Annotated in this window: 23 protein-coding genes; 10 read left to right on the forward strand and 13 right to left on the reverse strand. The window is 52.6% G+C overall.

From position 1 onward, the window contains the following. Positions 1-9 precede the first annotated feature (9 nt). The 3 genes from rnpA (at position 10) to yihA (ending at position 3,080) form a co-directional block, all read left to right on the forward strand. The gene (gene rnpA / locus ABKW30_RS05625; protein ID WP_348597285.1) at positions 10-372 is read left to right on the forward strand and encodes a ribonuclease P protein component; all 363 of its coding nucleotides are present in this window, start codon (positions 10-12) and stop codon (positions 370-372) included. A 48-nt stretch (positions 373-420) separates the two neighbouring features. Further along, on the forward strand, positions 421-2,265 hold the full coding sequence (yidC, locus tag ABKW30_RS05630) for a membrane protein insertase YidC (RefSeq protein ID WP_348597287.1): 1,845 nt from the start codon (positions 421-423) through the stop codon (positions 2,263-2,265). Between the two features lie 179 nt (positions 2,266-2,444). Further along, positions 2,445-3,080, forward strand: a complete 636-nt coding sequence (yihA, locus tag ABKW30_RS05635) for a ribosome biogenesis GTP-binding protein YihA/YsxC (RefSeq protein ID WP_040853868.1) — start codon at positions 2,445-2,447, stop codon at positions 3,078-3,080. 116 nt (positions 3,081-3,196) lie between these two features. Here the strand turns inward: yihA and ABKW30_RS05640 are convergent, their stop codons facing one another. From ABKW30_RS05640 to ABKW30_RS05650, 3 genes are all read right to left on the reverse strand, one after another. Beyond that, entirely contained in the window at positions 3,197-3,748 is a 552-nt protein-coding gene (locus ABKW30_RS05640; protein ID WP_008122355.1) for a fasciclin domain-containing protein, read from the reverse strand. A gap of 90 nt (positions 3,749-3,838) precedes the next feature. After that, positions 3,839-4,546, reverse strand: coding sequence for an anti-sigma factor (locus ABKW30_RS05645; protein WP_348597289.1), 708 nt, complete (start codon positions 4,544-4,546; stop codon positions 3,839-3,841). Continuing rightward, positions 4,543-5,082 (reverse strand): sigma-70 family RNA polymerase sigma factor, encoded by a 540-nt coding sequence (locus ABKW30_RS05650; protein WP_348597291.1) that lies wholly within the window; start codon positions 5,080-5,082, stop codon positions 4,543-4,545. Before ABKW30_RS05650 ends, ABKW30_RS05645 begins: the two co-directional genes overlap by 4 nt. Before the next feature lie 172 nt (positions 5,083-5,254). On the opposite strand from ABKW30_RS05650, the gene argB reads away from it, so the two are divergent. Next, the gene (gene argB / locus ABKW30_RS05655; protein ID WP_008122361.1) at positions 5,255-6,157 is read left to right on the forward strand and encodes an acetylglutamate kinase; all 903 of its coding nucleotides are present in this window, start codon (positions 5,255-5,257) and stop codon (positions 6,155-6,157) included. On the opposite strand, the gene ABKW30_RS05660 is transcribed toward argB, so the two are convergent. Further along, positions 6,158-6,640, reverse strand: a complete 483-nt coding sequence (locus ABKW30_RS05660) for an Lrp/AsnC family transcriptional regulator (RefSeq protein ID WP_348597293.1) — start codon at positions 6,638-6,640, stop codon at positions 6,158-6,160. It abuts the gene before it with no gap. Positions 6,641-6,762: 122 nt separating this feature from the next. On the opposite strand from ABKW30_RS05660, the gene phhA reads away from it, so the two are divergent. After that, the gene (gene phhA / locus ABKW30_RS05665) at positions 6,763-7,596 is read left to right on the forward strand and encodes a phenylalanine 4-monooxygenase (RefSeq protein ID WP_348597295.1); all 834 of its coding nucleotides are present in this window, start codon (positions 6,763-6,765) and stop codon (positions 7,594-7,596) included. 4 nt (positions 7,597-7,600) lie between these two features. Here phhA and ABKW30_RS05670 read toward each other — a convergent pair whose 3' ends face one another. Continuing rightward, entirely contained in the window at positions 7,601-8,320 is a 720-nt protein-coding gene (locus ABKW30_RS05670) for a GGDEF domain-containing protein (protein ID WP_348597297.1), read from the reverse strand. 204 nt (positions 8,321-8,524) lie between these two features. Between ABKW30_RS05670 and ABKW30_RS05675 the strand changes: the two genes are divergently transcribed. Next, positions 8,525-9,250 (forward strand): pyrimidine 5'-nucleotidase, encoded by a 726-nt coding sequence (locus ABKW30_RS05675; protein ID WP_348597299.1) that lies wholly within the window; start codon positions 8,525-8,527, stop codon positions 9,248-9,250. Between the two features lie 48 nt (positions 9,251-9,298). Here the strand turns inward: ABKW30_RS05675 and ABKW30_RS05680 are convergent, their stop codons facing one another. Beyond that, complete coding sequence (locus ABKW30_RS05680; RefSeq protein ID WP_348597300.1) at positions 9,299-10,141, reverse strand: LOG family protein; 843 nt, start codon at positions 10,139-10,141, stop codon at positions 9,299-9,301. Between the two features lie 148 nt (positions 10,142-10,289). On the opposite strand from ABKW30_RS05680, the gene dapD reads away from it, so the two are divergent. Next, the gene (dapD, locus tag ABKW30_RS05685; RefSeq protein WP_348597301.1) at positions 10,290-11,144 is read left to right on the forward strand and encodes a 2,3,4,5-tetrahydropyridine-2,6-dicarboxylate N-succinyltransferase; all 855 of its coding nucleotides are present in this window, start codon (positions 10,290-10,292) and stop codon (positions 11,142-11,144) included. On the opposite strand, the gene ABKW30_RS05690 is transcribed toward dapD, so the two are convergent. Both ABKW30_RS05690 and ABKW30_RS05695 read right to left on the reverse strand, forming a co-directional pair. After that, positions 11,141-12,157: a 2-dehydropantoate 2-reductase gene (locus ABKW30_RS05690; protein ID WP_348597303.1), complete on the reverse strand. Its 1,017-nt coding sequence runs from the start codon at positions 12,155-12,157 to the stop codon at positions 11,141-11,143. The genes dapD and ABKW30_RS05690 overlap by 4 nt on opposite strands. Further along, positions 12,082-12,240, reverse strand: a complete 159-nt coding sequence (locus ABKW30_RS05695; RefSeq protein ID WP_348597644.1) for a hypothetical protein — start codon at positions 12,238-12,240, stop codon at positions 12,082-12,084. Before ABKW30_RS05695 ends, ABKW30_RS05690 begins: the two co-directional genes overlap by 76 nt. On the opposite strand from ABKW30_RS05695, the gene dapE reads away from it, so the two are divergent. Next, on the forward strand, positions 12,239-13,426 hold the full coding sequence (gene dapE / locus ABKW30_RS05700) for a succinyl-diaminopimelate desuccinylase (protein ID WP_348597305.1): 1,188 nt from the start codon (positions 12,239-12,241) through the stop codon (positions 13,424-13,426). The genes ABKW30_RS05695 and dapE overlap by 2 nt on opposite strands. Positions 13,427-13,433: 7 nt before the next feature. Beyond that, positions 13,434-14,054, forward strand: a complete 621-nt coding sequence (locus ABKW30_RS05705; protein WP_348597306.1) for a hypothetical protein — start codon at positions 13,434-13,436, stop codon at positions 14,052-14,054. On the opposite strand, the gene truA is transcribed toward ABKW30_RS05705, so the two are convergent. The 4 genes from truA to def are packed head-to-tail and all read right to left on the reverse strand — an operon-like array spanning position 14,006 to position 16,754. After that, entirely contained in the window at positions 14,006-14,791 is a 786-nt protein-coding gene (truA, locus tag ABKW30_RS05710) for a tRNA pseudouridine(38-40) synthase TruA (protein WP_348597308.1), read from the reverse strand. The two genes, ABKW30_RS05705 and truA, sit on opposite strands and share 49 nt — an antisense overlap. Next, on the reverse strand, positions 14,791-15,288 hold the full coding sequence (locus ABKW30_RS05715) for an N-acetyltransferase (RefSeq protein WP_348597310.1): 498 nt from the start codon (positions 15,286-15,288) through the stop codon (positions 14,791-14,793). The genes truA and ABKW30_RS05715 overlap by 1 nt, the downstream gene beginning before the upstream one ends. Beyond that, positions 15,285-16,220: a methionyl-tRNA formyltransferase gene (fmt, locus tag ABKW30_RS05720; protein WP_348597312.1), complete on the reverse strand. Its 936-nt coding sequence runs from the start codon at positions 16,218-16,220 to the stop codon at positions 15,285-15,287. The genes ABKW30_RS05715 and fmt overlap by 4 nt, the downstream gene beginning before the upstream one ends. A gap of 3 nt (positions 16,221-16,223) precedes the next feature. Beyond that, the gene (gene def / locus ABKW30_RS05725) at positions 16,224-16,754 is read right to left on the reverse strand and encodes a peptide deformylase (protein ID WP_348597314.1); all 531 of its coding nucleotides are present in this window, start codon (positions 16,752-16,754) and stop codon (positions 16,224-16,226) included. A gap of 112 nt (positions 16,755-16,866) precedes the next feature. On the opposite strand from def, the gene ABKW30_RS05730 reads away from it, so the two are divergent. Continuing rightward, on the forward strand, positions 16,867-18,105 hold the full coding sequence (locus ABKW30_RS05730) for a DNA recombination protein RmuC (protein WP_348597316.1): 1,239 nt from the start codon (positions 16,867-16,869) through the stop codon (positions 18,103-18,105). Here ABKW30_RS05730 and ABKW30_RS05735 read toward each other — a convergent pair. After that, positions 18,102-19,064, reverse strand: a complete 963-nt coding sequence (locus tag ABKW30_RS05735) for a cation diffusion facilitator family transporter (protein ID WP_348597318.1) — start codon at positions 19,062-19,064, stop codon at positions 18,102-18,104. The two genes, ABKW30_RS05730 and ABKW30_RS05735, sit on opposite strands and share 4 nt — an antisense overlap. Between the last annotated feature and the right edge of the window lie 37 nt (positions 19,065-19,101).

Below are 19,101 nucleotides of genomic sequence, written 5' to 3' on the forward strand. Positions count from 1 at the left end.
CACTATAGAATGAATGAGCAAAAGCCACTCCGCCTTCGCAAGAGAGCGGAGTTTTTGGCTGTCCGTAGTGGGGAAAAGCGCAGAGGTGCCTATTTCCTCGTTGAAGTTAAAGCGCGGGAAGATCAGGACGGTCCAACCCGCGTAGGCTTTACGGTCACCAAGAAAAATGGAAACGCTGTTGTCCGCAATCGCATAAAGCGCCGCCTGCGGGAAGCTGTGCGCGTCAATGTTGCTGATGACATGGCTGCCGGAACCGACTATGTGATCGTTGCCCGCCCCGACGCCCTGAAAGCGCCGTTTGCGGTTTTGACCCGGGAACTCTCGAAACGGGTTGCCAAGAAATCAATGACCCGGCGTTCGCCCAAGCCCTGACAGGCATGATTGAACCCGGAACCGACTGGATCAGACCAAGGACTGACAATGGAAACCAACCGTAATTTCTTTATCACCATTGCCTTATCCATTGTGATCCTGACGCTTTGGCAAGTGTTCTACATGAACCCCAAAGTCGAACAGCAGCGTGAGCAAGCCCAGATTGAAGCCACGCGGCAGGGACAGACACGCGTTGACGGACAGGCCAGCACGCCAGCAGGCACGAACCCGGACGGTTCGGCAAATCTTCCATCATCGACACCGGCAGCGCCGGGCGCGAATATTCCGGGCCAGTCTCCTGAAGCAGCGCAGACGGGCACTCTGACCCGCGCGGCAGCATTGGGCCAGACAAGCCGTATCCTGATAGACACGCCGAGCCTCAGCGGTTCGTTGAGCCTGACAGGCGCACGTCTGGACGATCTGCAGTTGAAGCAGTATCACGAGACCGTCGATGACAGTTCGCCCACAATCCAGCTTCTGAGCCCATCGCAAATGGCCGATGGCCAGTTTGTCGAGATCGGTTTTACCGGCAATGATACAACTGGAACTGTTCCCGGTCCGGCAACGGTCTGGACAGTTGAAGGTAATAATAAGCTGACGCCGGCAACCCCTGTTACATTGGCATTTACCAATGAGAAGGGCCTGACCTTCAAGCGTACCATCAGCGTTGACGACAATTACTTGTTCACGGTCAAGGATGCCGTGACGAACGGCACGCAAACACCGATTTCACTTGCTTCCTACGGTCGTGTAACGCGCTTCTCCAAGCCGTTGCATGCAAGCACCTATGTGATTCAGGAAGGTCCGATTGCCGTAACCAGTGGCAAGCTGCTTGAATACAAATTCGCGGCAATCGAAAAAGAAAAAGAAGTTTCACCTGAGAAGACCAATACGGGCTGGATCGGCATAACCGACAAATATTGGGCGGCAGCGCTCGTACCATCGCCAGCCAAGCCATTCCAGGCACGTATGTCCTACTTCGATAATGGACGTCCGCTGTACCAGAGCGACTATCTTTCCGATGCAACGACGATCGAACCCGGTCAGTCGACAAACATCGAGAACCTGATTTTCGCCGGCGCCAAGGAAGTCGGAAAGATCAGCGCCTATGAGAAGGACCGCAATATTCCTCAGTTCGACCTTCTGATCGATTGGGGCTGGTTCTACTTCATCACCAAGCCGATGTTCTACCTCATCGATTGGCTCTACAATGCTATCGGTAATTTTGGTGTCGCCATTCTTGTCGTCACAGTTATTCTGAAAGCTCTGTTCTTCCCGCTTGCCAACAAGTCCTATGCTTCGATGGCTCGCATGAAACTGGTGCAGCCAAAAATGACTGAAATCCGTGAGAAATATGCGGATGACAAGGTCAAGCAGCAGCAGGCCATGATGGAATTGTACAAGACCGAGAAGATCAATCCGATTGCCGGTTGCTGGCCCATCCTTATCCAGATTCCCGTGTTCTTTGCGCTCTACAAGGTGCTGTACGTCACCATCGAAATGCGCCATGCGCCATTCTTTGGCTGGATTCAGGATCTGGCTGCGCCGGACCCAACATCGATCTTCAATCTCTTCGGTCTTGTTCCGTGGACAGTGCCGGCGTTCCTGATGATTGGTGTATGGCCGTTGATCATGGGCGTGACAATGTTCCTGCAGATGCGCATGAACCCGACGCCCCCAGATCCAACACAGCAGATGATCTTCAATTGGATGCCTGTCATCTTCACATTCATGCTGGCAAGCTTTCCGGCCGGTCTGGTCATCTACTGGGCATGGAACAACACGCTTTCCATTACGCAGCAGGCGATCATCATGAAGCGTCAAGGCGTAAAGGTTGAGCTTTGGGACAACATCTCGGGGCTCTTCCGCAAGAAGCCGAAGCCCGCCGAATAGTCTGTTTCGCATAAAGTTTAAAAGCCCCCGGCATGACCGGGGGCTTTTCTTTTGAATGCGCTCCGGTTGACAACAACCCGATTAATATTGAATGCAGTCTGATACCGACTGCCGAATGAACTGGAAAAGACGTGAACGAAGCGCAGAACAATACAAACAGGCTGATCGAAAAAGGCCGGATGCTTTTTGCCAAAGGATGGGTATTTATCCGCGGCGTTCCGGCAATGAAGTTCCTTCCGCCTGAAGGACCGCTTGAAATTGCTTTTGCAGGCCGTTCCAATGTCGGCAAATCCTCGCTGATCAATGCCATCATCGGTCAAAAGGGTTTGGCTCGTACGTCCAATACGCCGGGGCGTACGCAGGAACTGAATTACTTCGTGCCTGAAGGCTATTCGGGAGAGGCTGGCGATCTTCCGCCACTCGCTGTCGTGGATATGCCGGGCTATGGTTTCGCAGAAGCGCCGAAAGAACAAGTGGACGCGTGGACCCGGCTGGTGTTCGATTATCTGCGTGGACGCACGACGCTGAGACGCGTCTATCTTCTGATCGATGCACGTCATGGCATCAAAAAGAATGATGCGGAAGTGCTCGACCTGCTTGATCGTGCGGCTGTATCGTATCAAATCGTCCTGACCAAAATCGACAAGATCAAGCCTGCGGGTGTTCCACGTTTGATGGAAGAAACAGCCTTGGCAATCAAAAAGCGCGCCGCAGCCTATCCTCATATTCTGGCGACATCGTCGGAGAAAAGCTCCGGCTTGGATGAGTTGCGCGCCGCTATTGCACAATTGCTTGAAGAGCAGGAAAATCGCTAAGCGGTTAGACGAGGTTTTCTCTTGATAAAAAAGCCCCGCCTGATCCGGTGTCCTTGGATCGTGCGGGGCAAGGATGCGCAGATGCCCGTCTGCGCATTATAGGACTGTTGCTCAGATTACATCTTTGGCAGCAGTACCTTGTCGATGACGTGGATAACGCCATTGGACTGCTTTACGTTTGCGATAGTCACATTTGCGACCGTGCCATTTTCATCGGTAAGTGTGAGCTTCTTGCCCTTGTACTTGGCAGTCCAGACACATCCACCGACAGTCTTGACTGGATGCGCCCCCTTATCGTCATCTACCATTTTCATGATCGCTTTTGACGAGGCATTTGCCGCAACAACGTGACAGGTCAGAATCTTGGTGAGCTTGTCTTTATTTTCAGGCTTGAGCAACGTTTCCACTGTGCCCTTGGGCAAGGCAGCAAAGGCCTCATTCGTTGGTGCGAACACTGTAAACGGGCCTTTGCCCTGAAGTGTTTCCACAAGTCCAGCAGCTTTGACAGCGGCGACGAGTGTGGTGTGATCCTTGGAGTTAACGGCGTTTTCGACGATATTCTTGTTTTCATACATGGCAGCGCCACCAACCATAGGGTTTTTGGCATAGGCGGCACCAGCGATCAGCATTGTCGAAAGTGCGATCAGGCCAAGTGATTTCTTTAACATGTTTCTCTCCACTGTTTGTTTCCCCTCGGTTGAGGTCAAATGGAGATACGAGAGACGTTCAATTTAAGTTTCAGGAGAAATGCGAAGAAATTAAATTCCGCGTACGGTGCCCGCTGCGATGACGGCGCCGGTCGGTGCCTTGCTTGGCGACCCACCGAGAGGTTCCAGCGAAATTGCAAGAGTTGCGCCATCCTGTAGCTTTCCTGCAAGCAAGCTATCCAGTGAGAACGCACTGGTCTGGGATGATTTCATCAGGCCGAGCGAAACGGGAGCATCGCTCCCGGCAATCAGCCAGAGTTCAAGCGAACGATCAGTCGGCAACTCGCCCTTTACAAGGCTTACCTTCAACTGATTGTCGGTCTCATTATAAACCGCAATGGTATGATATGCGCTGCCATCGGCTTCCATGGATGCAACAAGCTGTCTCTCAGGGGCGATAGGACTGGTGAGCAAGTCGCGTCCAAACCCAATTGCAGCGAGCAATAGCGCAGCAAACGCAAAGGTTCGCCAAAAGGCCAAACTGCTCAACAATGGTGCCGCTTGCGGGCTGACAGTGCCGAACAGGCGTTTGTCGATGAGCCCCTTCATATCCGCAGGAGGAACGGCTGGTTCGAATTCCGTGTTCATGCCGTCGAACTGCTGCTGCCAGCGGGCAACAAGTCGCGCAAAGGAAACATCCGTCTCTATCCGTCGCTCAATGCCATGCTTCTCGGCAGGGGGAAGCACGCCCAACACATATTCGGCGGCGACGAAATCATCGTCTTCCGGCGGTGTGCCATGTGTTGGGGTCGCGCTCATGCTTCGAGACATTCCTTCAATTTCAGCAGGCTGCGCCGCAGCCAGGTTCTCATCGTGTTCAATGGCACTTTATGCCGTGCCGCCAATTCTTCATAGCTGTCACCATTCAGATAAGCTCCACGTACTGCGCTTGCCCGGGCCTGATCCAATTGGCCAAGGCAATCATAAATACGTCGCGACTCACCTGTCGCGATGGCGGATTGTTCGGGGTTGGCTGAAGGTTCCGCGATATCGGCCGCCTGATCCAGATCGCTGGAAACTGGCTTGCGGGAACGCAAAACATCAATGCAATGGTTTCGGGCAATCGCCACCAGCCATGAGATCGGGCTGGTATCGGCCACCGCAAACCGGTCTGCCTTGTTCCATATCTTGACATAGATGTCCTGTAACGAGTCTTCGGCCTCCGTTCGATTATTCAAGATACGCAGGCAAACGCCAAAAAGTTTCGCACTCGTTGACGAGTAGAGCGCATCGAAAGCGTTGCGGTCTCGAAGCGCGACACGCGATATAAGCTGAGAGATGCCTTCAGGCGTCATACGACAGCGTTTCCAACTTTCTTCTATTTGCACCAAGTTAAATCTGTCGGGCAGACTTGCTGTCAATGGCCAGCGCAGAAAAACATTCGCAAATGATCGAAATCATGTTTGCCCCGTCTCGACTTTAGCGTTAAGAACCCACCGTCCTTGCAAAACTGGAGCTTACGCATCCATGTCATCCCCGACCGAAGCCGACCGCACTGCCGAAATTCAGGCAAGCCTGCTTTCTGCAGCGCTTCCCTATATGCAGCGTTATGAAAACAAGACCGTCGTTGTGAAATATGGCGGGCATGCCATGGGAGACGCAGCGCTGGGCAAGGCTTTTGCGCGCGATATCGCCCTGCTGAAACAGTCGGGCATCAATCCTATCGTGGTTCATGGCGGCGGACCACAGATCGCATCCATGCTTGCGCGGATGGGAATAGAATCGAAGTTCGAGGGCGGTCTGCGTGTCACCGATGCGAAAACGCTGGAAATCGTCGAGATGGTGTTGGCGGGTTCGATCAATAAAGAGATCGTCGCCCTGATCAATGCCGAAGGCGAATGGGCAATCGGCCTGTGTGGCAAAGACGGAAATATGGTCTTCGCCGAAAAGGCCAAGAAAACCATTATTGATCCCGATTCCAATATCGAGAAGATCGTCGATCTGGGCTTTGTGGGAGAGCCGGTTGAAATAGACCGCACCCTGCTTGATCTGCTGGCCCGTTCTGAAATGATTCCGGTCATTGCCCCAGTCGCGCCGGGACGTGACGGAAACACCTACAACATCAATGCCGATACCTTTGCCGGTGCTATTGCTGGCGCGCTGGCTGCCTCGCGCCTGCTTTTCCTTACAGACGTGCCGGGCGTTCTCGACAAGAACAAGGAACTCATCAAAGAGCTTTCTGTTGGGCAGGCGCGTGCACTGATCAAGGACGGCACGATTTCCGGTGGCATGATCCCCAAGGTGGAAACCTGCATCGATGCGATCAATCGAGGCGTTGAGGGCGTTGTCATTCTCAACGGCAAGACCCCGCATTCCGTATTGCTTGAGCTTTTCACAGAGCGTGGTGCCGGAACTCTGCTGGTTCCCTGATCACTTTTTTAAATGGTCCAGGGGGATTTTCCCGGGACCTTTAATGTTCTGCAGAACAAGTTGGGTGTGAACATCCCGGACACCCTTCAACCGCATAAGCTTATGCATGACGAAGGCGTTGAGATCATCGACGTCCGGAACCATGACATGCAACAGAAAATCATGTGTGCCTGTCATGGTCCAGCAGGATGAAACTTCGTCCAACCGCTGAATCTCGGCGATAAATCGCTCCGGCGAATCGTCACTATGGGTGTTCAGGCGAACCTGAATAAATACTTCCACCATCAGGCCGATGGACCTGCGGTCAATTACGGCTGCAAAGCTTTTGATAGCTCCACTTTCCTGCAATTCCTCGAAGCGTCTCGTACAGGGTGTGGCGGAAAGACCGACTGACTGGGCAAGGTCTGTAACCGCGATGCGTCCATTGTCTTGCAATGTTCGCAGCATCTTTATCTCAAATTCGTCAAACTGAGGTTTTTTCACTCGAAATTCTCCAATTTATTCTTTGATCGCCTCAAAATAATCGCTCATTGAGGCGAATAGGTCAAATTCCCCCGATGCTTCATTCTAATCTTCTTTCGAGATTGTCAGAGGAGGCGACCATTATGACGGTTACGGTTGAAGCATATGCCCGTGAGTGTGCCGAGCAGGGGCTACGAGGCAATTACGCTGCCTGTCAGGCAGATTTCACCGTAGAACAGAATTATGATTACTCGGATGAGGATCAGGAAGTTTGGCGTACCCTGTGCGACCGCCAGACAAAACTCACCTCGAAACTCGCCCATCATTCCTACCTCGATGGGGTTGAAGCATTAGGGCTTCTGGAGCAGATTCCAGACTTCCACGAGGTCAGCGAACGTTTGCATAAAATGACCGGGTGGGAAATCGTCGCGGTGCCGGGACTTATCCCTATAGAGCCGTTCTTTGATCACCTCGCCAATAGACGTTTTCCGGTAACGAACTGGCTGCGCAGCAAGAAAGAGCTGGATTATATCGTTGAGCCGGACATGTTCCATGACTTCTTCGGCCATGTGCCGATTTTGAGCCAACCAGTCTTCGCAGATTTCATGCAGCTTTATGGTGAAAAGGGCGGTGAGGCGGTCAAAATCGGCGGAGACCAAATGGTTTCGCGACTTTACTGGTACACGGCGGAATTCGGCTTGATGCAGGAAGAAGGTGCACCACTCAAAGCTTTTGGTGCAGGTTTGATGTCGTCATTCAGCGAGTTGCAGTTTGCGGTAACAAGTGCAGATGCACACCATGTTCCATTCGATCTGGAAACGGTAATGCGTACCAACTACGAGATCGACAAGTTTCAACGGGCATATTTTGTGCTGCCATCATTCGATACGCTGAAGAATGCATTCAGCAAAGCGGATATGCCTGCGTTGATTGCACGTTGGAAAGATGCAGAACCGCTTGACGCAGCTGCGGTTTGAATTTTCAAGCCGCCTTTCGCAAGCTGCTCTGGATGAAAACGCAATTGCGCCCATTGCGCTTGGCCTCGTAAAGCTTGCGGTCGGCTGTCTGAAAGTGATCGACGACGGCGCCGCTCGATATGCCGACGATTCCGCCTATGCTTACGGTGAGCGGAACAAGCTCGTGTTCCGGCGTGCGGTATTGCATCCGGTTCACTGCTGCACGAATAGTTTCTGCGATATAGGCTACACGGTCATTTTCCTCTGTCGCGAGATATACGCCGAATTCTTCGCCGCCTATGCGCCCTATACTGTCGCCCTCACCAACGCATTCGGTGATGCAGCGCGCAATTGCCATGAGCGCGCCATCGCCCGCAAAATGCCCGTGGACGTCATTGATCTTTTTGAAGTGATCTACATCGATAATCAGCAGAGAACAGGGTTGGGATGCGCGCACGGCATCAAGGCGACTGAAGAAAGCTTCACGATTGAGCAGGCCTGTCATGCTGTCGCGGGACGACTTTTCAAAAAGCCTCTCATTGCTTACTTCCAGCTCTTCTTTTACGCGTCGTAATACTTCAAGGGTGTGCCTCAGCCTTTCCGACTGCCGGACGACGATAAAGGACATGATTGGCGCAATCAGAAGAGGGCATATTGTTGCAATAATGTAGCCCATTCTATTGTGCATATCGTTTGCATGCATGATGGTCCCGGTGATCAGCAATGAGCAAGCCACCGAGATCATTGTTATCGCCATACATTTGAGAAGAATTCTGTACATCTAACCTCTGAAGCAACAGACAGACACTACGACGAACTCGTGAAACAGCAGTTAGCGAAAAACTTAAAAACGGTCGTAGTTAAGTCCATTTTCTTCTATTGCTTCGGTAGGCGAGCAGATACTCCAGATTTGCTTATGACGAAAAACTGAGCGAAAGCCCGATCGAATATGACAAACCAGCCAGATCCCTTGAGTTTTGCCCACGTGACAGACTGGGTATTCGATCTCGACAATACCCTTTACCCGCATCATTCCAATCTGTTTTCACAAATCGATGTGAAAATGACGGATTATGTGGCCGATCTGCTGAAGCTTTCCCGTACAGATGCAAGGGCTATTCAGAAACAGTTCTACAAGGAATACGGTACAACTCTTAAGGGATTGATGGATCGATACGATATCGATTCAGACGACTTTCTGCAGAAAGTGCATGACATCGACTATTCCTGGCTGGTGCCTGATCCCTCCTTGACTATCGCCATACGCCAGTTGCCGGGGCGGAAGTTCATCTTCACAAATGGTGATCGTGGTCACGCTGAACGCGCAGCCAGACAGCTGGGTGTTTTGGATGAATTCGATGATATTTTCGATATTGTCGCGGCACAGTTGATGCCGAAGCCCGAGCGGGCAACTTATGACCGGTTTCTGGACTTGTACAAGATCGATCCCGGTAGCAGTGTCATGTTTGAAGACCTCGCGCGCAATCTCGTGGAGCCCAAAGCACTTGGCATGAAAACAGTGCTGATCGTACCGAACAATTTCGAACCGACATTCTCGGAGATATGGGAACGTGATCCTGATCAAACCGATCATGTTGATTACGTTACAGATAATCTGTCGGCGTTTTTGAACGCTGTTTTGCCCGGACAGGTTAATCGGCCCGTTCCAGCTTGAGGCAAAAATAGAGAGCCGCTCACTCTTAATGCGCGGCTGTCATCGCGATCAGGGTAGTTCGTAAAATTTACGAATGACGTCCCAAGCCTCTTCTGCTTCATCCACGAATGTGATCAGTTCCAGATCTGATGGAGAAACCACGCCTTGTTCGGCGAGAAAGTCAAAGTTGATCGTTTTTTCCCAAAACGACTTTCCGAAAAGCAGAAAGGGAATCCGCTCCATACGACCGGTCTGGATCAGCGTCAGAGCCTCAAAGGTTTCATCCATGGTGCCAAAGCCGCCCGGAAAAATGGCCATTGCTTTAGCGCGCATCAGAAAATGCATCTTGCGGATAGCGAAATAATGAAAATTGAAACATAGATCAGGCGTCACATAAGCGTTGGGTGCCTGCTCGTGTGGCAGCACGATGTTGAGGCCAATAGTTGGCGCCCCTACATCGGCAGCACCACGGTTGCCGGCTTCCATGACACCCGGCCCGCCGCCGGTGACGACGACAAATTCGCGATTGTAAGTACTTGCTGAGTAGGTTGAACAGAGCTGTGCAAATTTGCGTGCCTCGGCATAATAGCGCGAGTTGGCTTCAAGATTCTTCTTTTGTGTTTCGTTCTTTGCGGCCCAAGCCTCGCCGCCGGGCTCAGGAATACGTGCGCCACCAAACAGCACGACTGTGGAACGGATGCCGCGCTCGGCCAAGGCCATTTCCGGCTTGAGCAATTCTAGCTGCAGCCGAACAGCACGCAATTCGCGTTTGGTCATGAAATCCGGGTCAGCAAAAGCCAGACGGTAAGTATCGGATTGGGTTTGAGGCGTAGATGGCGCTGTTTCTACGCGGCGGACCGCTTCAGATGAGTGGGAGAATGGCGTCCAGTTGTTTTTTTCATCAGTATTCAATTTTAACTTCTCCTTCTGCGGCGTCCATGGCGCTTACAGACATTCAATGGGATTCTTACCCAACATATGGTGCTGCGATTGACCCTCTCACAGACTTATCTTACTAGGCCATTGATATTAACTGCCCGTGTAATGGAGTGACCTTAAAATGTCCAAGCCCGATCTGAATGGCCTCGAAAAGACAATCGACAAGGCCTTCGAAGAACGCGATGCCATCAGCACCGAGACTCGTGGCGAAATCCGCGATGCTGTCGAGACATCGCTGCTGCTCCTTGATAGCGGTGAAGCACGCGTTGCCGAGAAACAGTCAGATGGAAACTGGAAGGTCAATCAATGGCTGAAGAAGGCCGTTCTCCTGTCATTCCGGCTTAATCACATGGGCATTATCGAAGGTGGTCCCGGTGGTGCGACATGGTGGGACAAGGTGCCGTCCAAATTTGATGGCTGGGGCGCGACGGAATTTGCCAAGGCGGGTATTCGTACTGTCCCGAACGCAATTGTACGCCGTTCGGCCTATATCGCACCGGGCGCTATCCTGATGCCGTCTTTCGTCAATCTCGGTGCCTATGTGGATGAGGGCACGATGGTCGATGCCTGGGCCACGGTCGGCTCCTGTGCGCAGATTGGCAAGCATGTGCATCTTTCGGGCGGCGTTGGCATTGGCGGTGTTCTGGAGCCCATGCAGGCCGGCCCGACCATCATCGAAGATAATTGCTTTATCGGTGCCCGCTCGGAGGTCGTCGAAGGCTGTATCGTTCGCGAAGGTGCAGTGCTTGGCATGGGCGTGTTCATCGGCAAATCGACCAAGATCGTTGATCGTGCCACCGGCGAAATTTTCTACGGTGAAGTACCTGCCTATTCAGTTGTTGTTGCGGGCACGCTTCCGGGTAAACCATTCCCGAATGGCGAGCCGGGTCCCGGCCTCTATTGTGCCGTGATCGTCAAGCGCGTCGATGAGAAGACCCGTTCCAAGACATCGATAAACGAACTGCTCCGCGACTAGGATCGAATTTCTTCGATGGAATGGCTGCGGAGGGGTTTTCCCTCCGCTTTTTTTACACAAGTAATGACTTTGGCGGAAAGCGGAGCAGCCAAGCCTTTTTCGTCTGCCAATCTGGTGACAACTCCCTGCAAATATTCGATTTCCGTAGTTCGGCCTCGCGAGAAATCTTCCCACATTGACGATCGGGCTCTCGGATCGATAGCCAGCATTCTGCGTGCGACGATCCGAAACAGGAAGTTTGGCAATCGTAATATCCATGGAAGAATGGCTGGCTTTACGCCTTGGACTTTTGCGGGCCGGATACCGTGTGCAGTCATCGCTGCCAAACCTTCGCTCATCAGGTCCGCAACCAGTTTTCGCCAGTTCCGATCTGCCAGTTGTTGCGCCAGCGGCAGATTTGACAATGCATTCGGTGCGTTGTTGAGGTTCATCAGCAGTTTTCCCCAAAGAACACCTTGCATGTCCGGATGCACTTGTACTGGTAGTGCGGGGGTTGAGAGGACAGCAGGTAATTCCGGCACGTTATCGCCGATCAGGACTGTGCCTTGAGTTGTGCGTCGAACTGTCAGTGGTTGCCCCGTCTCATCAGATTGGACGACATTGAACGGTACCATTCCAGTAACTACAGTCGTCGTATCAGGCAAAGACCGGCGTAAAGTTTCCGCATTGCTGACACCATTTTGCAGACTTACAATGATTGTATCACTTGGAGCATATTGGCGTACAAGCTGGGCGATTTCTTCCGTAGCGCCACTTTTGACGCTGACAAGAATGATTTGTGCCTCTGCAAACGCAATCTCCGGATCGCTGCTTAGTTCCAGACTGTCGGTTGAAACGACATGCTCTGTCCCATCCAGATCGATAATCTTGAGACCAGTCTGGCGCATTTTCGTCTCGGCGGGCGGTCTCGTGAAGAAAATTACGTTGTGGCCTGCGGCTACAAGACTTCCGCCGACGTAACAACCAATAGACCCGGAACCAGCAATAACAATGCGCGGTTTGTCAGACACCATGGTGTACCCTTCAACAAAAGCTGCACAAAATCAGTCACGTGAAGCGTGACAGGATCGCGCTTTTCCATTATCGCATTACACATGAAATCCTCTGCTGATCCAGTACAAAACCTCGCTCGGCTTATTGCCTGCCCGTCAGTAACGCCTTTGGAAGGCGGGGCATTGACGACTGTTCAATCCATCCTCGCTCCCTTGGGATTCTCGGTCGAAAGGCCAGTCTTCAGTGAAGATGGAACGCCGGACGTAGAGAACCTTTATGCTCGGCGCTCGGGAAATGGTCCGCATCTGATGTTTGCCGGGCACACGGATGTGGTGCCTGTTGGCGATGAAGCCGCATGGACCTATCCGCCATTCTCCGCCACCATTCACAACGGCGAAATGTATGGGCGCGGTGCTGTGGATATGAAAGGCGGAATCGCCTGCTTTGCAGCGGCTGTTGCCCGGTATCTGGAGAAGAATAATGAGCTGAAGGGCTCGATCTCTTTTCTGATAACCGGAGACGAAGAGGGACCCTCGATCAACGGCACCGGAAAATTGCTGGAATGGGCCAAGGCCAAGGGCGAAAGCTGGGATGCCGCAATTGTCGGAGAACCAACCAATCCGGATAAGCTTGGTGACATGATCAAGATCGGTCGTCGCGGTTCAATATCGGGGACAGTTATCGTGCGGGGTGTTCAGGGCCATGCCGCCTATCCGCACCTTGCGGATAATCCGATACCGGGATTGACGATGCTCGTTGACAGCCTGCTCTATCCAGCCTTCGACAAGGGCACCAAGGATTTTCAGGCAACCAATCTTGAAGTCACAACGATTGATGTGGGCAACCCGGCAGTCAATGTCATTCCCGCCGAAGCCAGAGCGACCTTCAATGTCAGGTTCAATGACACCTGGACGGACGAAACGCTGATGGCAGAGATTCATAATAGGCTGGACAAGGCAGCAGGCCGCCGCAAACTACGGCCAGGCAAAAAGACACTGGTGAACTACGAATTGATTTGGCGCGACCGTCCAAGTCATGTCTTCCTTACGCATAACGAAAAGCTGATCGGAACGCTCACTTCATCTGTTGAGGCAGTGACCGGAAAACGTCCGCAACTCTCGACATCGGGCGGTACATCCGATGCCCGCTTCATCAAAGATTATTGCCCTGTCGTTGAATTCGGTCTCGTCGGACAGACAATGCATATGGTTGATGAGCGGGTCGCAGTGGCGGATCTGGAAACCTTGACCCAGATCTACGAACGTTTCATTGCGGATTTTTTTGCGTGAGCAGTTGATGAGCGACTTTCCGGACTGGAACGACATACAACGGTATCTCTGGGGCGTCTGGCGCATGATGACAGGTCATGCCGATGGTCTTGATGAATTGGATTTTTCGGAAGACGGATTCTGGCAATCCTTTCACGCGATCACGGTTTCATTGCCGCCTCTGATGCTGAACTGGATTATGCTAACCAATGATCTGCTGGCATCAAGGCCCGAAACTGGCGGTCGCCTCTCGATCATTGGCCGTGTTGCTTTTGTCGACCTGACAACCTGGATATTACCTGTCGTCGTTTTGGCTCTTGCCGTTAAACCGCTGGGCATAGTCAAGCGATTCAGTCCCTATGTGGTTGCCAGCAATTGGGGCAGTGTGATCACCGCATGGGTGATGGTACCCGCAACATTATTGCGCATGGTATTTCCAAACTCGCCAGTCCTGATTGCCAGTATCGCTGTTGCTCTTGCTGCCGTGGTTTTGGTTTTGAGCTATCGGTTGACACATGTCGCATTGAAGAAATCCTATGGCTGGTCCGCCATATTCTTCGTTGTGCTTGTCACGGGGACCCTGACGCTGATGTTCACGCTTCAGAGTGTCTTGGGGATATCGATACCTGAGTTGACGGTAAGCGGATAGTCCACGCCGATCAGGTATAATCCGTGAGGCGGTGCTACCGGTCCGCATGCCTGTCTGTCACGTGCCTCCAGTGCAGCACTCACGTCATCCGCATCCCACCGCCCGCAACCAACCTCCTGCAAGGTTCCCGCAAAAGACCGGATTTGATTGTGCAGGAATGATCGCGCCGAAGCCCTGATCTCGACGATCTCGCCATTTCGGCTGACACTCAGATGATCAAGGGTTTTAATCGGGCTTTTCGACTGGCATTGAGTAGCGCGAAATGTCGTAAAGTCATGCGTGCCAATAAGTCTCTGCGCCGCATGGTGCATGGCTTCCGCATCAAGCGGTTTCTTGACCCACCATGCACGAAAGGCTTCCAGCGGGGCAGGTGGCCGACGATTGACGATCCGGTAAAGATAGTGGCGGCCTGTTGCCGAAAACCGGGCATCGAATTGGTCGTTTACAAGCTCGACATTGATAATGCTGACGGTTTCCCCGGCAAAAACAAGATGAGCGTTAAGCGCTTCCCGAACCTTCGAACTGCTCCAGTCCTTGGTCAGGTCGACATGGGCAACCTGTGCACTTGCGTGAACACCCGAGTCGGTGCGCCCGGCTGCGCCAAGAGATATGACCTCGCCGCAAAACTTGAATATGGCTTGTTCGATTGCAGCCTGAACGGTGTGGCCGTTTTCCTGACGCTGCCATCCCGCATATGGGGTACCGTCATACTCGACAGTGAGTTTATAGCGGGGCACTAAATTGATCCAAACGCTGGAGCATAGAGCAGGATACCTGTCGATGGCGCGTCAGCAAAAGCTAATGCTTGCAGATATTCACCCTGATAGATGCTCTCAAACCCAGCCGCACGCTGATGACTATAGCCAAATTTTCTATAGTAAGCCGGTTCACCCAGAACGAGTGATAATGTCTCGCCCTGATCCGCAAGTTTCTGATGTGCCGTTTGAATAAGGAGACTTCCGGCACCCCGATTTTGAAAATCGGGTAGTACTGCCAAAGGCGCAAGAGCCACGGCATCACAGGCACAATCGCCGGTGACTTTCACCCTGGAAAATAAGATGTGTCCAACAGGGACATCAGCGATCAAGGCGACCAACTCCAGCACGACATCGTTCTCGCCTCTCAAAGTGGAGACCAGTTCGGCCTCGCTACGATCACCGAAGGCTAGTTCGATAAGAGCGGCGATTTGGCTGTAGTCGTCTGGTTTTACTTCCCGTACAGAAATGCCGTTCATGGCAGCCGCGTGCCCTGCGCGACCTTTGCGCCGCGCTGGAATTCCTGTCCGTCCATTGCCTTGCCCCCAGCGCGTTGCAATGTACGCAGACGAACAGCACCCTCGCCGCACGCAATACGCAAATCTTCGTCCAAGACTGTTCCCGGAGCGCCTGCCCCGGTAGCGAGCACTGAACGCAAGAGTTTAATGCGCTCCAGATCGTCGCCAATTTCCATCTCGCACCAAGTACCTGGAAACGGGGCCAGTCCACGAATGCGATTATGGACATCGATTGCCGGTTGGGTCCAGTCGATACGTGTCTCGACCTTGGTAATCTTGGAAGCGTAGGTTACGCCTTCGTCCAATTGGGGGGTAAGGGTGAGGCTGTCGCGCTCAAGAGCAGCAACGGCACGTACCATCAAATCAGCACCGGCCATGCTGAGTTGATCGTGCAGTTCCCCTGCGGTCATGTCGGCCGTGATGTTGATTTTCTCGACCATGGCGACCGGGCCGGTATCAAGCCCTTCATCCATCTTCATGATCATGATGCCTGTTTCGAGATCACCAGCCATGATGGCACGCTGGATTGGCGCGGCTCCCCGCCAGCGCGGCAACAACGATGCATGCCCATTGTAGCAACCGAGGCGTGTGCCTTCGAGAATCTCTTTCGGCAAAATCAAGCCATAGGCAACGACTATTGCAACGTCGGCTTTAAGATCAATGAACGCCTGCTGCTCGTCCGGGTCGCGCAAGCTCTTGGGCGTGCGGACCTCGATGCCGAATTGTTCGGCATTGCGATGGACTGGCGATGGCGTCAGTTCAAGGCCGCGTCTGCCCGCCGGGCGTGGCGGTTGGCTGTAGACTGCAACAATCTCATGGCCCTGACCGATCAGTGCATTGAGAATTGGCACCGAAAAATCCGGCGTGCCCATGAATACGATGCGTAAACTCATCGCTTAAACCGCCAATCGGCTTGGTGGGCGATCTTTCGCAAGCTTCTTGAACTTCTTCACGACCATCTCGCGCTTCAGACGCGAAATATAATCGATGAAAAGAACGCCGTTCAGATGGTCGATCTCATGTTGCAGGCAGGTCGCCAAAAGCCCATCCGCGTCTACTTCGTGAGCTTTCCCGTCAATATCGACATAGGAAACCCGAACCTGTTTCGGTCGCTCTACTTCCGCATAATAATCCGGGATCGAAAGACAGCCTTCTTCGTAGACGTTCCGCTCGTCGCTGGACCAAAGCACTTGCGGATTGATGTAAACCTGCGGAGCCTTTGGCTCGTCTTCCTTGGCGAGATCAATCACCAGCATCCGCACGGGTGCACCGATCTGAATTGCCGCGAGACCAATACCGGGCGCGTCGTACATCGTCTCCAGCATATCGGTGGAAAATTTACGCAAATCCGCATCAAAGCTTTCAACAGGTTTCGAAACTTGTCGAAGCAGCGGATCAGGAAGGATGACGAGTGGTTTGATAGACATGCCCTTCACCTAATATCTCGATTTTGAACCGTCAATGCGGCATCCGACCCAAACATAAAAATGTTCTTGTTTTGATCTCACAATTGCTGTTCGAATCGGTTACTCTAGTCAAATGGAAACTTCTATTTCTCTTGATCAAACCCTGTTTCAGCTGGGCGCGACCTCCATATCGCTCGGTGCAGCGCTTGTTACGGTTGCTCTGATAACCACACTTGTGGTGATTTTTGCGATCATCGCTGTCTGGCGATCGGCGCGCATGCGGCTTGTTGCAGAGATACAAGCCGAAGATCGTGCTCGCGATGCGGAAGCGCGAATGGGTGAGATTCTGAAAAGCCAGTCTGAAATGCAAGGACGCATGCAGACAATGGCAGAATTGTTTGGCTCACGTCAGGCTGAGCTTAACCAGTCCATCCGGGAGAGACTCGATGGAATGACCAGCCGTATCGGCCAGACAATGACTGAGCAGACGAAGTCCACACATGAGAATCTGGCCAAGCTGCAGGAACGATTGGCAGTAATCGATACTGCCCAGAACAATATTCAGTCGCTGGCAGGGCAGGTTGTGCAGTTGCAGGCAATCCTCGCCAACAAGCAGACGCGCGGGGCCTTTGGGCAGGCGCGGATGGAGGCAATTATCGCCGATGGCCTGCCGCAGGGGGCTTATGAGTTTCAGGCGACATTATCCAATGGCAGCCGTCCGGATTGCGTGGTTCGTATGCCAAACGGTGCGGCAAACCTCGTCATCGATGCCAAATTTCCGCTGGAGGCATGGAATGCCATACGCGAATCTGAAACGCCAGAAGGCAAGAAGGTAGCGGCTAACCAGTTTCGGCGTGATGTTGAAATTCATATTCGGGATGTGGCTGAAAAATACCTGATCAATGGCGAAACACAGGATACAGCTTTTCTTTTTGTACCATCTGAATCGATTTTTGCTGAAATTCATGAGAATTTTGAAGGCGTGATCCAGAAAGCGCATCGCTCACGCATCGTTATCGTATCGCCATCCTTGCTGATGCTCTCCATTCAAGTCATTCAGGCTGTGCTCAAGGATGTCCGTATGCGCGAACAGGCGCATCTCATTCAAGGCGAAGTGATCCGGCTGATGGAAGATGTGAGCCGGTTGGATGATCGCGTACGCCGTCTGCAAACTCATTTTGGTCAGGCCAACAAGGACATCGACGACATTCTGGTGTCGTCCGGCAAGGTGACCAAGCGTGGCCAGAAAATCGAAGCTTTGGAGTTTGCTGAGCCACCAGTCGGCGAACAGGCAAAAGCACCAGATGCAACTCGCACGGCAACATCCACAACAGGGCAATTGCGATTGCGCGTTGTCGATGGCGAAGATTAGCCTGCTTCGATAATCTTCCGGCGGACCTCCCAAGTCCCTGTAGTCTGGGGTTTGACAAAAAGCGTAACGATGTCTGGATTTGCCTTTTTCAAAGCTGTTTCGATGCGCTGAACACAGGCTTCGATCTCAGGGGCAAGCACATGATCCTCGAATTCGACACTTAGACCCGCTGCGATTTGCTTCGGCCCCATATGAACAGTCAAGACACCGTTCGCTCGCTGTACTGCTGGGTCTTTGTTGGCGATATCGAGGATTTGCTGCTCAACCTCCGGCAAAGCTGCTTCGCCCATCAGCAAGCCTTTGCTCTCGCGGGCTAGAAAAATCGCCGTCGCACCGAGAATGATCGAGATTCCGATGGAAGCAACGCCGTCCAGTTCCGGCATGTTGAAGAGTTGGGCGGCGGAAATTCCGACAAAAGCGATGATAAGTCCGAGCAGGGCAGCGGTATCCTCAAACAATACGGTAAAGACACTCGGATCCTTACTGATCCGCACGGCTTCGACGTAACCCAGTTTGCCTTTTACTGTCCGGAATTCCTTCAAGGCAATAAACCAAGAAGTGCCCTCAAACAGCATTGCAAATCCGAGAACGACATAATTGACGATAGGGTTTGCCACCGGCTCCGGATCGATAATGTGGATTACGCCTTCATAAAACGAGACACCGGCACCCACAGCAAAAACCAGCAGTGCAACGATGAAACTCCAGAAATAAAGCTCGCGTCCATGGCCCAGCGGGTGCGTCCTGTCTGCGGGACGGGCAGCGCGGCGAAGCCCATAAAGAAGCAAGCCACCATTTCCCGTGTCGACCAAAGAGTGAACCCCTTCGGAAAGCATGGCAGAACTGCCGGTAAAGAAAGCTGCAATAAACTTTGTAACCGCAATCAGCAGATTGCCGAGTATCGCTGCGTAGATAACCTTTTTGGACCCCGCATGCGATGTTGCCGATTGTGATGCCATTGGTCTGCCCCCTGTTGTTCGGAAACGTCGAATCTTT

Source organism: Phyllobacterium sp. SB3 (genome assembly GCF_040009165.1).
GTDB lineage: Bacteria > Pseudomonadota > Alphaproteobacteria > Rhizobiales > Rhizobiaceae > Phyllobacterium.

What these genes read in the sequence shown, in the direction of transcription:
- rnpA (WP_348597285.1), top strand. Translation starts at nt 10, where the DNA reads ATGAATGAGCAAAAGCCACTCCGCCTTCGCAAGAGAGCGGAGTTTTTG.
- yidC (WP_348597287.1), top strand. Translation starts at nt 421, where the DNA reads ATGGAAACCAACCGTAATTTCTTTATCACCATTGCCTTATCCATTGTG.
- yihA (WP_040853868.1), top strand. Translation starts at nt 2,445, where the DNA reads ATGCTTTTTGCCAAAGGATGGGTATTTATCCGCGGCGTTCCGGCAATG.
- ABKW30_RS05640 (WP_008122355.1), bottom strand. Translation starts at nt 3,748, where the DNA reads ATGTTAAAGAAATCACTTGGCCTGATCGCACTTTCGACAATGCTGATC.
- ABKW30_RS05645 (WP_348597289.1), bottom strand. Translation starts at nt 4,546, where the DNA reads ATGAGCGCGACCCCAACACATGGCACACCGCCGGAAGACGATGATTTC.
- ABKW30_RS05650 (WP_348597291.1), bottom strand. Translation starts at nt 5,082, where the DNA reads ATGACGCCTGAAGGCATCTCTCAGCTTATATCGCGTGTCGCGCTTCGA.
- argB (WP_008122361.1), top strand. Translation starts at nt 5,255, where the DNA reads ATGTCATCCCCGACCGAAGCCGACCGCACTGCCGAAATTCAGGCAAGC.
- phhA (WP_348597295.1), top strand. Translation starts at nt 6,763, where the DNA reads ATGACGGTTACGGTTGAAGCATATGCCCGTGAGTGTGCCGAGCAGGGG.
- ABKW30_RS05670 (WP_348597297.1), bottom strand. Translation starts at nt 8,320, where the DNA reads ATGATCTCGGTGGCTTGCTCATTGCTGATCACCGGGACCATCATGCAT.
- ABKW30_RS05675 (WP_348597299.1), top strand. Translation starts at nt 8,525, where the DNA reads ATGACAAACCAGCCAGATCCCTTGAGTTTTGCCCACGTGACAGACTGG.
- dapD (WP_348597301.1), top strand. Translation starts at nt 10,290, where the DNA reads ATGTCCAAGCCCGATCTGAATGGCCTCGAAAAGACAATCGACAAGGCC.
- ABKW30_RS05690 (WP_348597303.1), bottom strand. Translation starts at nt 12,157, where the DNA reads ATGGTGTCTGACAAACCGCGCATTGTTATTGCTGGTTCCGGGTCTATT.
- dapE (WP_348597305.1), top strand. Translation starts at nt 12,239, where the DNA reads ATGAAATCCTCTGCTGATCCAGTACAAAACCTCGCTCGGCTTATTGCC.
- ABKW30_RS05695 (WP_348597644.1), bottom strand. Translation starts at nt 12,240, where the DNA reads ATGTGTAATGCGATAATGGAAAAGCGCGATCCTGTCACGCTTCACGTG.
- ABKW30_RS05705 (WP_348597306.1), top strand. Translation starts at nt 13,434, where the DNA reads ATGAGCGACTTTCCGGACTGGAACGACATACAACGGTATCTCTGGGGC.
- ABKW30_RS05715 (WP_348597310.1), bottom strand. Translation starts at nt 15,288, where the DNA reads ATGAACGGCATTTCTGTACGGGAAGTAAAACCAGACGACTACAGCCAA.
- fmt (WP_348597312.1), bottom strand. Translation starts at nt 16,220, where the DNA reads ATGAGTTTACGCATCGTATTCATGGGCACGCCGGATTTTTCGGTGCCA.
- def (WP_348597314.1), bottom strand. Translation starts at nt 16,754, where the DNA reads ATGTCTATCAAACCACTCGTCATCCTTCCTGATCCGCTGCTTCGACAA.
- ABKW30_RS05730 (WP_348597316.1), top strand. Translation starts at nt 16,867, where the DNA reads ATGGAAACTTCTATTTCTCTTGATCAAACCCTGTTTCAGCTGGGCGCG.
- ABKW30_RS05735 (WP_348597318.1), bottom strand. Translation starts at nt 19,064, where the DNA reads ATGGCATCACAATCGGCAACATCGCATGCGGGGTCCAAAAAGGTTATC.